This window comes from Nocardia asiatica NBRC 100129 (assembly GCF_000308415.1).
Taxonomy (GTDB): domain Bacteria; phylum Actinomycetota; class Actinomycetes; order Mycobacteriales; family Mycobacteriaceae; genus Nocardia; species Nocardia asiatica.
This window is the reverse complement of sequence record NZ_BAFS01000028.1, coordinates 1-15,140: the sequence shown is the minus strand read 5'-3', so window position 1 is coordinate 15,140 and position 15,140 is coordinate 1. Positions and strand designations below refer to the sequence as shown.

The following is a 15,140-nucleotide window of genomic DNA, read 5'->3' as shown; positions in this document are numbered from 1 at the left end:
GGCATCAATCCTGTCCGTGCCGCAGAGGCAGCCCGACCGAGGCCGGGATCTGCTCGACGGTGATCCGCTTGCGGAACACCCAGTACGTCCAGCCCTGGTACACCAGCACGACCGGCGTGACCAGCGCCGCGGCCCAGCTCATCACCTTCAGCGTGTACGGCGTCGAGGACGCGTTGTGGATCGTCAGGTCGAACGCCGCGTCGATGGTCGAGGGGAGCACGTCGGGGAACAGCGATCCGAACAGCAGCGCCGTGGCCGCCGCGACGGTGAGCGTGGTGCCGGTGAACGCCCACCCGTCACGGTGCGCGAAATCCGCCACGGTCGCCACGACGAGGCCCCCGACGGCCAGCGCCAGCGGAATCCAGGTCCAGCCGGTCCCGTAGGACAGCTGGGTCCACACTCCGAACCCGCCGACCACCAGCACGGCCGGGACCAGCAGCAGCCGGGCGGTGCGCCGCGCGTCCTCGCGCACCTCGCCTGCGGTCTTGAGCACCAAAAACATCGCGCCGTGCAGCGCGAACAGCAGTCCGGTCGCCAACCCGCCGAGCACCGCGTAGGGCCCGAACAGGTCCGCCACCGAGCCCGCGAACTGTTTCTTCTCGTTCAGCGCGACCCCGTGCACCACATTGGCGAACACCCAGCCCCAGGCCAGTGCCGGCACCCAGGAACCGATGCCGATACCGATGTCGCAGCGGGCCCGCCAGCGCGGATCGTCGATCTTGCCGCGGTACTCGATGGCACAGATCCGCAGGATGAGCGCGACCAGCACCAGCAACAACGCCAAGTAGAAGCCGGAGAACAAGCTGGCGTACCACTCCGGGAACGCGGCGAACATCGCGGCGCCCGCGGTGATCAGCCAGACCTCGTTGGCGTCCCACACCGGGCCGATCGTGTTGAGCACCGTGCGCCTGCGCGCGTCGGAGCCCTTGCCGAGGATCGGCATCAGCATGCCGACGCCGAAGTCGAAGCCCTCCAGCACGAAGTAGCCGGTGAACAGCACGCCGATCAAGACGAACCAGAACTCTTGCAAACCCATCGCCGGCTCCTAGTAGGCGAACGAAAGTTGTTCGACGGCGGGCTCTTCGGTGCGACGCCCGCCCGAGGCCGCGTCCGTGTCGCGCGGCCCGGACGCGACAGGCGCGGCCGGATCGGGCCCGTGGATCACGTACCGGCGCATCAGGTAGAACCACACGATCGCGAGCGCGCCGTACAGCAGCGTGAAGACGATCAGCGAGAACAGCACGACGCCCGGCGAATGGTTGGACACGCCCTGCTGCACGGTGAGGCGCAGGTTCGGGTCGCCGGTGGGGTTGGGCACGACGACCCAGGGCTGGCGTCCCATCTCGGTGAACACCCATCCGGCGCTGTTGGCCAGGAACGGCGTCGGGATGACCAGCAGGCTCAGCCAGGAGAACCAGCGCTGGTCCGGCACCCGGCCGCGCCGGGTGAGCCACAGTCCGGCGAGCGCGAGCAGTGCCGAGCCCGCCGACAGGCCGATCATGGCGCGGAACGACCAGTAGGTGACGAACAGGTTCGGCCGGTAGTCACCGACCCCGAATTTCTCGTTGTAGGCCTTCTGCAGGTCGACGACGCCGTCCAGGGTCACGCCGGTGAACTGCCCCTCGGCCAGCCAGGGCAGCACATACGGCACTTCGAGCACGTGCGTCACGCTGTCGCAGTTGTTGTGCGTGCCCACGGTGAGCACGGAGAAGGCGGGGTTGGTCGCGGTGTGGCACAGCGATTCCGCCGAGGCCATCTTCATCGGCTGCTGCTCGAACATCAGTTTGCCCTGTACGTCGCCGGTGTAGACCAGCGCGGCCAGCGAGACGATCATCACGACGATGCCCGCCCGCGCGGCCGGCCGCCACATCTCGCGCGCCTCGGCCGTTTTCGCCTCGTCGCCGCCGCGGGCGTTGCGCACCATCCACCAACCCGCGATGCCCGCGACGAAGGTGCCCGCCGTGAGGAAGGATCCGGCCACCACGTGCGGGAAGGCCGCCAGCAACGTGTTGTTGGTGAGCACCTCCACGATGCTCGTCAACTCCGCGCGACCGGTTTCCGGGTTGTAGCGGGCGCCGACCGGGTGCTGCATGAACGAGTTGGCCGCGACGATGAAATAGGCCGAGGCGTTCACGCCGATAGCGACCATCCAGATCGCACCGAGGTGCAGCAGTTTCGGCAATCGGGTCCAGCCGAAGATCCACAGGCCGAGGAAGGTCGACTCCATGAAGAAGGCGATCAAGCCTTCCAGTGCCAGCGGGGCCCCGAAGACGTCACCGACGAACCTGGAGTACTCGCTCCAGTTCATCCCGAACTGGAACTCCTGCACGATGCCGGTCGCCACGCCGAGCGCGAAGTTGATCAGGAACAGCTTGCCGAAGAACTTGGTCAGCCGCAGCCAGTGCTGTTTGCCGGTGACGACCCACGCCGTCTGCATGGCCGCCACCAGCGGAGCGAGACCGATGGTCAGCGGCACCAGAAGGAAGTGATAGACCGTCGTGATCCCGAACTGCCATCGGGAGATGTCCAGGGCGTTCAAGCCGACCTCCTGTATCTACGACGTGTCGTAGTAAGACTAACGCCGGAGGCAGCTCGCAAAAATGAGTCCTGCGCCACGGCAACCCGGGCATCCCCGCCCTGATCAGCCGTTTCCCGTGCTCACTCCGCCCTCGCCAACCGTCGACTAGGACGGAGATCACGGGCGACGTCGATCAGCACCATCACCGACCGACCCCTGCCGCGCACACGAGTCAACCGACCCCACCAACACGAACACCGCCCACCACCCGACGTGACAACTCGCCCCACCGCCGCCAACCGAGACAACCGGCCCCAGCAACATCCCCACGGCCTCATGTCAACACCACCACCGGCCCCATTGACCTGGCGGCCAGCTCACGCCAAGGCATCAACCGGCCCGACCAGCGTGGCCGCCGCCTCCCCGCCGACACGACCACCGGACCCACCGACAGCGCCACGCCTCACGCCAATCCCACCACCCGGACCCACCGACTTCGCGGCCAGCTCACGCCAACGCATCATCCTGCCCCAGCGTGGCGGCCGCCTCCCCACCCACGAGACCACCGGACCCACCGACCTGGCCGCCAGCTCACCTCAAGGCATCAACCGGCCCGACCAGCGTGGCCACCGCCTCCCCTGCCCCACGCGACCACCAGGCCCACCGACTCGCCGGGCGGCACGCCAACGCCTCAACCGACGGCACCGCCCGCTCCAACGCCGACGCGACAACTGATCTCGCGAGCACATGGGTAAGTCCCGGGGCACGCCCAGAACCCCATCACCCCCAACGCACGACCTGAACGCAAATTCAGCGCCACCCACCAGTACGGCCTCAATACCCGGAGAGGCGGCAGAGCCCGCGTTCTCACCAGTCGCCGATGGCTCCTGCCCGCTCGATGCCGCGATCGACCAGTCCGATGATCTCCGCGGCGTTGTCCGGCGCCGACATCCGCAGTCCGTCCAGCGAATTCACCCGCGCGGCCAGCGAGATGCTCGACAGCATCCAGATGCTGTCGCAGGTGAGCAGGTCGGCGGTGAACAGCGAGTCGTAGCGGCACTGCCAGCCCGCCTTCTCGGCTTCGGCGAACAGCGCGCGCTGGGTGACGCCGGGCAGCACCCCGTTCTTCGCGGGCGGCGTGATCAGCTGCTTGTCGCGGGCGATCACCACGGTGGATCGGGGGCCTTCCAGCACCCGGTTCTCCGTGCTGGTGAAGATCACGTCGTCCGCGCCCATCCGCGCGGCGAATCGCAGGGCGGCCATATTGGTGGCGTAGGACAGGGTCTTGGCCCCGAGCAACTGCCAGGGCGCCGCCTGCGCGAGGTCGACCGAGATGCCGCGTGACAAGCTCACCACGGCGATGCCTTCGGTGCGGGCCTTCTCGACGCGCTCGGGCACCGGCGCAACGAGCACGAAGGCCGTCGGCACCGGCACGGCGGCGGCGAGGTCGCCGGTCTTGACCTTGTCGGCGGTGCCGGCCAGCTCGGAGTCGCGGCCGCGAGTCAGCACCAGCCGCATCACACCTTCGCGGTCGCTGCCCCACTCCTTGGCGGCGGTCTCCACCGCCTCGCGCCATCTGCCCAGCTCCGGCTCGGGCAGATCGAGCGCCTGAGCGGAGCGACGCAGTCTGCCTAGATGAAATTCGATCGCGCACGCGACGCCCGCGCGCACGAGCACCGTCTCGAAAACACCATCGCCACGCAATACGCCGATATCGTCCGCAAACAGCAATGGCGCATCGGCATCCCGCACCGCGCCATCGAGAGTTACCAGAACTCGATCCACCATGCGACGAGCGTAGGCGGTGGGGGCGGACAATGCCTATGTCACGGCCGCTTTCGCAAGACCTTTTGTCAAGGTTCACCGCAGCCCCGGTCGTAATGCTCGCACAATGCCGATCCGCTATGCCGGACTCGGGCGCGGCAGCCCGGTTCTCGCACCGCCCCTCGGCCCCGCCTAGAGTGGGAGAGGTGTCCGTGGTCGTTGCGCCCAGCCCCCTGCTCAGTGTGTCGGGAGCCGTCGCGGGAGCGGCGGGTTCACCCGATGCCGCCGTCGCCTGGCATTACGGCGATCCGTTCGGCGAACAGCGCGCCGCGGTGCAGCGCGCCGCTGTCGTCGATCGCTCGCATCGCTTCGTTCTGCGCATCACCGGCGCGGAGCGGCTCACCTGGCTGCACACCATCTCGAGTCAGCACGTCGCCGCTCTCGGCGACGGGCAGTCCGCGGAGAACCTCGACCTCGATCTGAACGGCCGGGTGCAGCATCACTTCGTGCTCACCGAACTGGACGGCACCGTCTGGATCGATACCGAGGCCGAGCGTGGACCGGATCTGCTCGCGTTCCTGCAAAGGATGGTCTTCTGGGCCGACGCCAAGCCGGTCGAAGCCGACGACCACGCGGTGCTGAGCCTGCTGGGGCCGGGTGTCGCCGGACTGACCGAAACCCTCGGCATCGCCGCTCTGCCCGCCGTGTACGAGGCGGCGCCGCTGCCCGGCGGCGGTTTCCTGCGCCGGATGCCGTGGCCGACGGCCGACTCCTTCGACTTGGTCGTTCCCCGCGATCAGCTCGCCGATCGGTGGGCCCGGCTCACCGCGGCGGGCGCCGTGCCCGCCGGGATGTGGGCGTTCGAGGCGCTGCGCGTGGCGGCGGTCCGCCCGCGGATCGGCCTGGACACCGACGAGCGGACCATCCCGCACGAGGCCCGCTGGATCGGCGGCGTGACCGAGCACGGTGCGGTTCACCTGGACAAAGGCTGCTATCGCGGTCAGGAGACGGTGGCCAGGGTGCACAATCTCGGCAAGCCGCCGCGCCACCTGCTGCTGCTGCACCTGGACGGCTCGGCCGACGAACGCCCCGCCACCGGTGACGATGTCACCGCGGGCGGTCGCGCGGTGGGCAGGCTCGGCACGGTCGTGGACCATTACGAACTCGGCCCGATCGCCCTGGCGCTGGTCAAGCGCGCGGTCCCGGCCGAGACCGCGCTGGTCGCGGGCCCGGTCGCGGCGTCCATCGATCCCGATTCGGTGCCCGCGGACGACGAGCCGCAGGCCGGCCGGATCGCGGTCGACCGGCTGCGCGGGCGCTGACCCGTTGACGAACCACCTTCCGGCATGGGACGTTCCCTGGCCGACAGCCCACCCTTGCTCAGTGCCGAGCTCCCCATTCGTGACGAGAGGAGCGCTGCCCATGCGCGTCGGTGATTCCGGCGAGGTCCTCGCCGCCTGCGTCGTGCACGCCGATCTCGAGGTGCCGGGGCGGGTCGGCCGTACCGCCATCGACAAGCGACCGGTGGCGGGGCGGGTCGCGGTGCGCGCGCTCGGTTTGGCCGGCGACCACGTCTGCGACACCAAGCACCACGGCGGCGTGCATCAGGCGGTCTACGCCTACGCCGACGAGGACGCCCGCCGCTGGGGCGCGGAACTCGGCCGCGAACTGCCCGCCGGGTGGTTCGGTGAAAACCTGCGTGTCAGTGGACTTCCGATCAGCGACTCGGTGATCGGCGCACGCTGGTCGGTCGGCGAGACTCTGCTCGAGGTGACCGCGCCGCGCGTGCCGTGCGCGACGTTCCAGCACTGGAGCGGTGAGCGCCAATGGGTGAAGCGGTTCGCGCTGCGCAGCGACACCGGCGCCTACCTGCGGGTGCTCACCGAGGGAACGATCGGGGCGGGCGACCAGGTCTCGGTGGTGCACGTCCCCGAGCACGGCATCACCGTTCGCGACGTGTTCACCGGCGCCGATCCGGACCTGCTGGCCATCCTGCTCGCCGACGAGCCGACCATCTCCGACGACGTGCGCATGCAGATCGAACGACACGCGCGCCGACATGGCAACGCCGCCCGCGCCGCCGCGAACCGGGACGCTGCTGAGTCCGCCACCGACCGGCACGCGGACCCGGCCGCCGCAAACCGGAACGCTACTGAATCTGCCACCGACCGGCACGCGGACCCGGCCGCCGCAAACCGGAACGCTACTGAATCTGCCACCGACCGGCACGCGGACCCGGCCGCCGCAAACCGGAACGCTACTGAATCTGCCACCGACCGGCACGCGGACCCGGCCGCCGCAAACCGGAACGCTACTGAGTCCGCCACCGACCGGCACGGGAGCGCGGCCGCCGCTAACGGGAACGTGACGGCCGACACCGGCGAACTCGGCACGGGGGCGCGACTGTGAGTGTGGAACTGGTCGAAGTCGTCCGCTCGGGCTTCCGCGAATGCGTGCACCGCGGCTCGGTGGTGATGCTCGACGCCACCGGTGAGCCGACCCGCGAACTCGGCGAAGTGCACCTGCCGATCTTCCCGCGCTCGACGAACAAACCGATGCAGGCGATCACGCTGCTGCGCAATGGTTTCGAGCCCATCGATGACGCCGAGCTGGCCGTCGCCACCGCCTCGCACTACGGCGAACCGGACCACATCGCACTGGTACGCAGGCTGCTGGACCGCTTCGGGTTCGCCGATTCGGCCCTGGCCTGCCCGGCCGATCTGCCCTACGACGAGCGCGCCCGCGCCGCCCTGCTCGCCGGCGGGCAGCCGCCGCACCCGCTCTACATGAACTGTTCGGGCAAACACGCGGCGATGCTCGCGACCTGCGCGGTCAACGGCTGGCCCACCGAGGGCTACCAGGAGCAGTCGCATCCGCTGCAGCGCGCGGTGCTCGCCACGGTGGCCGAGCTGACCGGCGAGCCGGAGGCCGACCTGGGCATCGACGGCTGTGGACTGCCGATCATCCCGGTCTCGCTGGTCAACCTCGCACGGGTGTTCTCGACCATGGCGACGGCCGCGCCCGGCACTCCCGAACGCCGGGTCGCCGACGCGATCCGCGCCCATCCGCGAGTGATTTCCGGCACGAACGCACCCGATCTGCTCGTCATGCTGGCCACCCCCGGCCTGGTCTGCAAGATCGGCGCCGACGGCGTGCACGCCGGTGCGCTGCCGGATGGATCGGCTTTCGCGTACAAGATCGAAGACGGCCACGATCGTGCGCGAATGCCGCTGACGCTGGCGATTCTGCATCGGATGGGGATCGAGTGGACCGATGCGCACGCGGAGCTGGCGGCCCCCGCGGTGCTCGGCGGCGGCGCCCGGGTGGGTGTGATTCGCGCGATACCCGGGGTCGTCTAGCTATTCCACGCCGGGGCGACAAGCGGGCAAACGGCCCACTTCCGGAGTTCTTCCCCCACTCCTGGAAGCGAGACCGCCGGACACACGCTAAAGTGTCTGTCAGGAAGAGTATTAATTCGAACGGGGCCGCCACCAAACCCCAGGCCGCCCCGCTGTGACGCGAGGGGGTCAGCCATGGGCCGTGGCCGGGCTAAGGCAAAGCAGACCAAGGTCGCACGCGAGCTCAAGTACAGCTCGCCGTCGACCGACTTCGCGAGCCTTCAGCGCGAGCTTTCGGGAAGCCCCAACTCCCAGCGGAGTGGTGGTGTGCTGTCCGATGAGCACGACGCGGACGACTCCTTGTCTCGCTGGGACGAGGACGACTACGACGACTGGCGCCGCTGACTCGGATTCACGTCTGAAGGGGGAGGCCGACGGGCCTCCCCCTTCGATCGTTGTCGCGGGTTGACGTCACAGGCGCCGAAAAGGCTTGCAACACACCAGAGTCCCGCATCGAACGAGGATGCGGGACTCTGACGTGTCTTCGCCGCGATCAGAACCGCGGATGGTCACCGACCAGCACGGCGCGCACCGCGTCGGCGTCCTTCGCCTTCTTGACCGTGCCCAGCGTCCAGCACTCGATGTGCCGTGCGGTGAGCACCGCCAGTGCCCGGTCCACATCCTCCGGAGCGACGACGGCGACCATGCCGATGCCCATGTTGAACGTCTTCTCCATCTCGGCCCGCTCCACCCGGCCGCGCTGGGCGATCATCTTGAACACCGGCGCCGGGTTCCACGTGCCGCGATCCAGCTCGGCCACCATGCCCGCGGGCAGCACCCGGGCCAGATTGGCGGCCAGACCACCGCCGGTGACGTGGGCGAAGGTGCGCACGTCGGTCTCCGCGATCAGCGCGAGGCAGTCCTTGGCGTAGATCCGGGTCGGTTCGAGCAGTTCCTCGCCCAAGGTGCGGCCGAACTCCTCGACGTGCCCGGTGAGCGACATGCGGTCGATGTCGAGCAGCACCTTGCGGGCCAGGCTGTAGCCGTTGGAGTGCAGACCGGAGGACCCCATGGCGATCACCACGTCGCCGGGACGGACCCGGTCCGGTCCCAGCACCGCGTCGGCCTCGACCACGCCGATGCCGGTCGCGGACAGGTCGTAGTCGTCCGGGTCCATCAGTCCGGGATGCTCGGCGGTCTCGCCGCCGAGCAGCGCGCAACCGGCGCGCACACAGCCCTCCGCGATACCGGAGACGAGCTCGGCGACCTTCTCCGGGACGACCTTGCCGATGGCGATGTAATCCTGCAGGAACAGCGGCTCCGCGCCGCAGACCACGAGGTCGTCCACCACCATCGCGACCAGGTCGAGGCCGACGGTGTCGTGCTTGTCCATCGCCTGCGCGACCGCGATCTTGGTGCCGACGCCGTCGGTGGAGGCCGCCAGCAGCGGTTCCCGGTAGCCGCCCTTCAGTGCGAACAGTCCGGCGAAGCCGCCGAGGCCACCTTGCACCTCGGGCCGGGTCGCCTTCTTCGCCAATGGCCCGAACAACTCGACTGCGCGGTCACCTGCCTCGATGTCCACGCCTGCCGCGGCGTACGAAGCACCACCACTGGGGGTCTGTTCAGTCATTTTCGGGGAAAGCTCCAAACCGAATCGGCGGATAGATGCCTGCTCACGCTACCGGAGCCGGATAACGACCCCGCACCGGTGTTGGCTCGCCCTCTTGACAATAGGGCAGCGCGGCCCGTACAGGGGGACCATCAGTCCATCTCGTTCCCATCGAACATCCCCGCCGCCAGCGCCCGGCGGTGGCGCTGCCGCACCGGGTCGGGCACCGGAACCGCCGCGACCAGACGCCGCGTGTACTCCTCGCGCGGCGCGCGCAGGATGCGATCACGATCACCCTGCTCGACCACCGCTCCGTCGCGCAACACCACGATCCGGTCGGCGAGCTGATCCACCACCGCCAGGTCGTGGCTGATGAACAGGCACGCCCAGCCGCATTCGCGCTGCAACTGACCGAACATCTCCAGCACCGCCGCCTGTACCGAGACGTCCAGCGCGCTGGTCGGCTCGTCGGCGACCAGCAGGTCCGGGTCGAGCACCAAGGCCCGGGCCAGGCTGGCGCGCTGACGCTGCCCGCCGGACAGCTCGTGCGGATACCGGCGTTCGACGCCTGCGGGCAGCCGCACGTCGTCGAGCAGGCCGCGCACTTTGGCGCGGATTCGGTCGGAACTGCCCGCCCGGTGCACGATCAGCGGTTCGGCGACGCACTCGCCCACGGTGAGCCGGGGGTTCAGTGAACTGGCCGGGTCCTGGAAGACGAACCCGAAGCGCCGCCGGATCGGGCGCAGCTTGCGCGGCGACAGCCCCGCGATGTCCTGGCCGCGCACCAGCACCGCCCCGGAGGTCGGCCGTTGCAGCGCCGCGACGCATCGGCCGATGGTGGACTTGCCCGAGCCGGACTCGCCGACCAGACCGAGGGTCTCACCGCGCCCGATGCGCAGGTTCACACCGTCCACCGCGCGCAACCGCGGCCGGCCGAACGGGCCGGGAAATTCGACCACCAGGTCACGGACCTCCAGCACCGGATCGCCCTCGGCGCGGGCGGCCGGGCGGTGCTCGAGCTGCTCGGTGCCCAGATGCGGCACCGCGGCCAGCAGAGCGCGGGTGTAATCCGTGGCGGGGCGCGCGAAAAGCTCCTCCACCGGCGCCTGCTCGACCACCGCGCCGTCCCGCAGAACCACCACACGGTCGGCGATGTCGGCGACCACGCCCATGTTGTGCGTGATCAGGACGATCGCGCTGCCGGTCCGGTCGCGCAGCTGCCGCAGCAGGGCGAGGATCTCGGCCTGCACGGTGACGTCCAGCGCCGTGGTCGGCTCGTCGGCGATGATCACCTTCGGCTCACAGGCGATGGCGATGGCGATCATCACGCGTTGTTTCTGCCCGCCGGAGAGCTGGTGCGGGTAGTAGTCCACCCGCTGCTCGGGATCGGGCAACCCGACCTGGCGCAGCAGTTCCACCGCCCGCGCCTTAGCGGCCTTCTTGCCCAGGTTCGTGTGCGCCCGCAGCGCCTCGACGATCTGGAACCCGACGGTGAACAACGGGTCGAGCGCCAGTCCGGGCTCCTGGAACACCATCGAGATCGCGCCGCCGCGCAGTGCGGTGAGCTGCTTCTCGCTCATCGCGGTGACTTGCTCGCCGCCCAAGGTGACCAGGCCGCGCACCGTCGCGGTTCCCGGCAACAACCCTATCGCCGTGCGTGAACTCACCGACTTGCCCGAACCGGATTCGCCGACGACGGCCAGCACTTCCCCGGGATAGACCTCGTAGGAGACGCTGGACACCGCGTGCACAGGTCCGGCGTCGGTGGCGAAGGTGACCGACAGCGATTCGATGGACAGGGCGGGGCGAGGTCGATCCGGTGCGGTGGGCTCAGACATCGGTCGCGTCCTTCCCGCGGGCGTCCACGGCGTCCTGCTCGCCGGGGACGCCTTCGGAGCCGGCCGTCGCGGGCACCGCGGCTCGACGGGTGCGCAGGATCGGGTTGAGCACTTCGTTCAGGCTTTCGCCGACCAGGGTCATGCCGAGCACCACGAGCACGATGGCGCTGCCGGGGAACACGCCGGTCCACCAGATGCCGTTGGAGACGTCCGACAGCGCCTTGTTCAGGTCGAAGCCCCACTCCGCGGCCTGCGTCGGTTCGATACCGAAACCGAGGAAGCCGAGCCCCGCCAGGGTGAGGATGGCCTCCGAACCATTGAGCGTGACGATCACCGGCAGCGACTGGGTGACGTTGGCGAGGATGTGCCGGAACAGGATTCGCGTGGTCGACGCGCCGGTCACGCGGGCGGCGTCGACGTAGGGCTCCTGCTTGACCGCCACGGTCGCGTTGCGCACCACCCGGAAGTACTGCGGCACGAAGACCGCCGTGATGGCCACCGCCGCCGACAGCACACCGCCCAGGCTGGTCGAGCGGCCGCCCGCGACCACGATGGACACCACGATCGCCAGCAGCAGCGTCGGGAACGCGTACATCGCGTCCATGACCAGCACGAGCACGCGGTCCGGCCACCGGCCGAGGTAGCCGGACAGCAGCCCGAGCGGCACCCCGATCAGCAGCGAGAGCGCCAGCGAGAGCGTGATCACCCACAGGGCGGTCCGCGCGCCGTAGATCACCCGGGAGAACACGTCTTCGCCACGCACCGAGGTGCCGAACCAGTGCTCGGCCGACGGCGCCTGCTGACGGACGAAATCGACCCCGTCGGCGGCGCTCTGGGCGAACCCGTACGGCGCGATCAGCGGGGCGAAGACGGCGGCCACCACGAACACGCCGACCAGGCTCAGTCCGAGAATCAACGTCGCGCGCTGCAAGCCCGCGGTCATGCCGAACAGCCGCAGGCCCGGCACACCCCGCCGTGCCGCGGGCGGCGTGACCAGTGGTTCGTTCAGCAGCTCCGGAGCGGTCATCAGAACCTCACCCTCGGATCGATCAGCGCCACCAGCAGGTCCACCACGAAACTCAGCACCGCCACGATGAACGCGATGAACGCGACGATGCCCTGCACGGCGATGAAGTCGCGCGCCGACAGGTACTGCGCGAACTGGTAGCCGAGGCCCTTCCACTCGAACGTGGTCTCGGTGAGCACCGAGGCTCCGAGCATCATGGCGATCTGCATGCCCATCACCGTGACGATCGGGATCATCGCGTTGCGGAAGGCGTGCCGCCCGGTCACCACGCGCCGGGACAGCCCGCGCGCCCGGGCCGCCTCCACGTAGTCGGCGCGCAGGGTCTGGATCAGATTGATTCGCACCAGCCGTAGGAAGATGCCCGCGGTGAGCAGGCCGAGCGCGATGGCCGGGAGCACGGCGTGCCTCAGCACGTCGAGCAGATATCCGCTGTCGCCGTACAGGATCGCGTCGATCACCAGGATGTTCGTCTTCGGTGAAACGTGCTGCAGCCGCAATTCCACGTTGGTGCTGGCGCGCCCTGCCACCGGCAGCCAGCCCAGCCGCACGGCGAACACCAGTTTCAACAGCAGGCCGACGAAGAACACCGGCGCGGCGTAGCAGAGGATGGCCAGCAATCGCAGCGTGGTATCGGCGGCCGAATCCCGGTGCGTGGCGGCGTATCTGCCCAGCGGGATACCAATCGCGAACGCGACGACCAGCGCCCAGCACACCAGCTCCAGCGAGGCCGCGCCGTAGGTGAGCACCACCTCGCTGATCTCCCGGTTGTCCTGCGAGCGCCCGAGGTCCCCGTGCAGCAACCCGGTGAGGTAGTCGCGGTACTGGACCAGAACCGGCCGGTTGAGCCCGGCAGCTTCCTTGCGCGCTTCGATCTGTTCCTGGGTCATGCGCCCGCCCATCGCCGCGCTGATCGGGTCGCCGACCACGCGCATCAGGAAGAACACGACCGTCACCAGGATCCAGGCGGTCACCGGGATCAGCAGCAGACGCACGCCCAGGTAGCGCAGCAGCGCCGAGTGCCGGGGCTCGTCGCCGCCCCGGCGCGGCAGGCCGAAGCGCCGGGCGGGAATCGACGTGCGCTCGATCCGCGGCGCGATCGTCGTCCTGGACCCGGCGGTGTCGCCGGAGCTCACTTGCTCAGCACCGTATAGCGGAACTTGAACGACGAATCGAGCGTCTGCTCCACGCCTCGCACGCCCGCGGCCGCGACCGCGATCTGCTTGCCGGACAGCAGCGGGACGATCGGCAGGAAGTTCTGCGCGAGGTCACGCTGCACCTGCCCGATCTGCGCGAGCCGCTTGTCCTTGTCCGGCTGGGTCGCCTGAGCGATCAACTGCACGGAGATGCCGGGGTCCTCGAAGTGCGATTGCAGGAAGTTGTTCGGGCCGAAGAAGGGCGAGAGGTAGTTGTCCGGGTCCGGGAAGTCCGGGAACCAGCCGAACTGGTAGAGCGGGTAGCCGTCGCGAGCTCGTTCGCGCTGGTAGGTCACCCACTCGGTGGATTGCAGGTCGACTCGGAACAAGCCCGTGGCCTCCAGTTGCGATTTGATCGCCGCGTACTCCTCGGAACTGCTGGAACCGTAGTGATCGGGGTTGTACTGGAGTTTCAGCTCGACCGGCGTCGCGACTCCGGCATCGGCGAGGAACTTCGCCGCCTGGTCCTTGTTCGGCTGGGCTCCGTAGATGTCCTTGAACGGCTCGATGGCGCCCGGCATGCCCTGCGGCACGGACGAATACGCGGGCAAATACGTCTTCTTGTAGACGCCCTCGGCCAGTGTGGCCCGATCCACGCTGGAGGCGACGGCCTTGCGCACGGCCAATTTCCGCTCCGGCGTGCCGCCCGGCATGGTGTTCAGGTTGAACACGAGATAGCGCAGCTCCCCGCCGGGGCCCTCGTGCACGGCGACTCGGCCGTCGTCGCGCAGCGATTCGATGTCGGTGGGCGTGAACGACCGGTATCCGACGTCCAGCGCCCCGTTCTGCAGGTCGAGCTTCATGTTGTCGGTGGTGGCGTAGTACTTCGTCGACACGGTCTTCGTCTTCGGGGTGCCGAGGATGCCGTTGTAGTCGGCGAACGCCTGGTACTCGACCAGCTTGTTCTTGTCGTAACTGGCGATGGTGTACGGGCCGGAGTAGCCCTTCGCCCGCACCACGTCCTCGTCCGGCATCACCCGGTCCGGGGCGTACACCCGCTCGTCGACGATCGGGCCCGCCTGGGTGGGCAGGATCGCGGGGAAGGTCTGGTCGTCGGCCACCTTCAAGGTGAACGCTACGGTGCGCGCGTCCACCACGTCGGTCTTCTCCAGGTTGCCGAGCAGGGCCGCGGGGCCGTTCGGATCGTTGATCCGCAGCATCCGGTCGAAGGAGAACTTCACGCTGGTCGCGGTGAGCGGGTTGCCGTTGGCGAACTTCAGGCCGTCCTTCAACGTGCAGGTGTACACCGTGGGCGCGGTGAACTCGCACTTCTGCGCCGCATCCGGCCGAGGCGTCGCGTCGCCGGGCGCGAAGTTGAGCAGGTACTGGTAGATCTGCGTCTCGGCGACCAGCGACCCGTTGTCGTAGGCGGCCGCCGGATCGAGCGCGAAGATCTTGTCGGTGGTGCCCGCCACCAATCCGGCGCCGTCACCGCCCTCGCCGGTTCGTCCGGACCCGCAGCCCGCCAGCACCGACGCCACCAGCGCCGACAGGCAGGCGACCGCGACGGCTCGCCTCCCGACCCTCGAATTCCTCATCACGGCCCCACTTCTCGAGCGCCGCACCGCGTTCGCCTGGATCGCGGGCCCGGTGCGGACACGGGCGAACTTCCGATCTGATCGGCACCGTACCTACGAAGCATTTTCGGCACGTTACGTTTCCGAAGAAAACTCGCGGCGTCCCCAGCAGGCGTTATGCGCTCAGCCTACGAGGCGTAGAAAGACCCGGTCGTACGTCCAGGATTGGCGGGCGTCATGTCTCGAGCACGCCAGATCTCATTGCGGGACAACGCATCACGGTACCCCCAACGGCACCGGACGAAACCATCACGCGCCGCGGCGCGAGCGATATCT

General features: G+C 68.9%; 11 protein-coding genes and 1 pseudogene. 4 read left to right on the top strand and 8 right to left on the bottom strand.

The window, feature by feature from the left end; translation table 11 throughout:
• Positions 1-4 precede the first annotated feature (4 nt).
• From cydB to ON27_RS03295, 3 genes are all read right to left on the bottom strand, one after another.
• Positions 5-1,036, bottom strand: coding sequence for a cytochrome d ubiquinol oxidase subunit II (gene cydB, locus ON27_RS03305; protein ID WP_043719087.1), 1,032 nt, complete (start codon positions 1,034-1,036; stop codon positions 5-7).
• 9 nt (positions 1,037-1,045) lie between these two features.
• Entirely contained in the window at positions 1,046-2,539 is a 1,494-nt protein-coding gene (locus ON27_RS03300) for a cytochrome ubiquinol oxidase subunit I (RefSeq protein ID WP_043719085.1), read from the bottom strand.
• An 846-nt stretch (positions 2,540-3,385) separates the two neighbouring features.
• Positions 3,386-4,306, bottom strand: coding sequence for an aminodeoxychorismate lyase (locus tag ON27_RS03295; RefSeq protein WP_043719083.1), 921 nt, complete (start codon positions 4,304-4,306; stop codon positions 3,386-3,388).
• A gap of 182 nt (positions 4,307-4,488) precedes the next feature.
• Between ON27_RS03295 and ygfZ the strand changes: the two genes are divergently transcribed.
• From ygfZ to ON27_RS03275, 4 genes and pseudogenes are all read left to right on the top strand, one after another.
• On the top strand, positions 4,489-5,604 hold the full coding sequence (ygfZ, locus tag ON27_RS03290; RefSeq protein WP_043719119.1) for a CAF17-like 4Fe-4S cluster assembly/insertion protein YgfZ: 1,116 nt from the start codon (positions 4,489-4,491) through the stop codon (positions 5,602-5,604).
• Positions 5,605-5,698: 94 nt separating this feature from the next.
• Positions 5,699-6,322 (top strand): annotated as a pseudogene (locus ON27_RS03285) (MOSC domain-containing protein); the annotation flags it as partial.
• A gap of 365 nt (positions 6,323-6,687) precedes the next feature.
• A complete protein-coding gene (locus ON27_RS03280; RefSeq protein ID WP_043719081.1) occupies positions 6,688-7,641 on the top strand; it encodes an asparaginase in 954 nt (317 codons plus the stop codon).
• A 174-nt stretch (positions 7,642-7,815) separates the two neighbouring features.
• Positions 7,816-8,025 (top strand): DUF3073 domain-containing protein, encoded by a 210-nt coding sequence (locus ON27_RS03275; protein ID WP_043686525.1) that lies wholly within the window; start codon positions 7,816-7,818, stop codon positions 8,023-8,025.
• 148 nt (positions 8,026-8,173) lie between these two features.
• Here ON27_RS03275 and purM read toward each other — a convergent pair whose 3' ends face one another.
• The 5 genes from purM to ON27_RS03250 form a co-directional block, all read right to left on the bottom strand.
• Complete coding sequence (purM, locus tag ON27_RS03270; RefSeq protein WP_043719079.1) at positions 8,174-9,250, bottom strand: phosphoribosylformylglycinamidine cyclo-ligase; 1,077 nt, start codon at positions 9,248-9,250, stop codon at positions 8,174-8,176.
• Between the two features lie 131 nt (positions 9,251-9,381).
• A complete protein-coding gene (locus ON27_RS03265) occupies positions 9,382-11,067 on the bottom strand; it encodes an ABC transporter ATP-binding protein (RefSeq protein ID WP_051046169.1) in 1,686 nt (561 codons plus the stop codon).
• Positions 11,060-12,094, bottom strand: a complete 1,035-nt coding sequence (locus ON27_RS03260; RefSeq protein WP_051046168.1) for an ABC transporter permease — start codon at positions 12,092-12,094, stop codon at positions 11,060-11,062. Before ON27_RS03260 ends, ON27_RS03265 begins: the two co-directional genes overlap by 8 nt.
• Positions 12,094-13,104 (bottom strand): ABC transporter permease, encoded by a 1,011-nt coding sequence (locus ON27_RS03255; RefSeq protein ID WP_280413089.1) that lies wholly within the window; start codon positions 13,102-13,104, stop codon positions 12,094-12,096. The genes ON27_RS03260 and ON27_RS03255 overlap by 1 nt, the downstream gene beginning before the upstream one ends.
• Before the next feature lie 119 nt (positions 13,105-13,223).
• Positions 13,224-14,825 (bottom strand): ABC transporter substrate-binding protein, encoded by a 1,602-nt coding sequence (locus ON27_RS03250; protein ID WP_043719076.1) that lies wholly within the window; start codon positions 14,823-14,825, stop codon positions 13,224-13,226.
• Positions 14,826-15,140 lie beyond the last annotated feature (315 nt).

Excerpts from the sequence above, each read along its gene's own strand:
- ON27_RS03260 (WP_051046168.1), bottom strand. The coding sequence starts at position 12,094 with ATGACCGCTCCGGAGCTGCTGAACGAACCACTGGTCACGCCGCCCGCG.
- ON27_RS03250 (WP_043719076.1), bottom strand. The coding sequence starts at position 14,825 with ATGAGGAATTCGAGGGTCGGGAGGCGAGCCGTCGCGGTCGCCTGCCTG.
- cydB (WP_043719087.1), bottom strand. The coding sequence starts at position 1,036 with ATGGGTTTGCAAGAGTTCTGGTTCGTCTTGATCGGCGTGCTGTTCACC.
- purM (WP_043719079.1), bottom strand. The coding sequence starts at position 9,250 with ATGACTGAACAGACCCCCAGTGGTGGTGCTTCGTACGCCGCGGCAGGC.
- ON27_RS03265 (WP_051046169.1), bottom strand. The coding sequence starts at position 11,067 with ATGTCTGAGCCCACCGCACCGGATCGACCTCGCCCCGCCCTGTCCATC.
- ON27_RS03275 (WP_043686525.1), top strand. The coding sequence starts at position 7,816 with ATGGGCCGTGGCCGGGCTAAGGCAAAGCAGACCAAGGTCGCACGCGAG.
- ON27_RS03295 (WP_043719083.1), bottom strand. The coding sequence starts at position 4,306 with ATGGTGGATCGAGTTCTGGTAACTCTCGATGGCGCGGTGCGGGATGCC.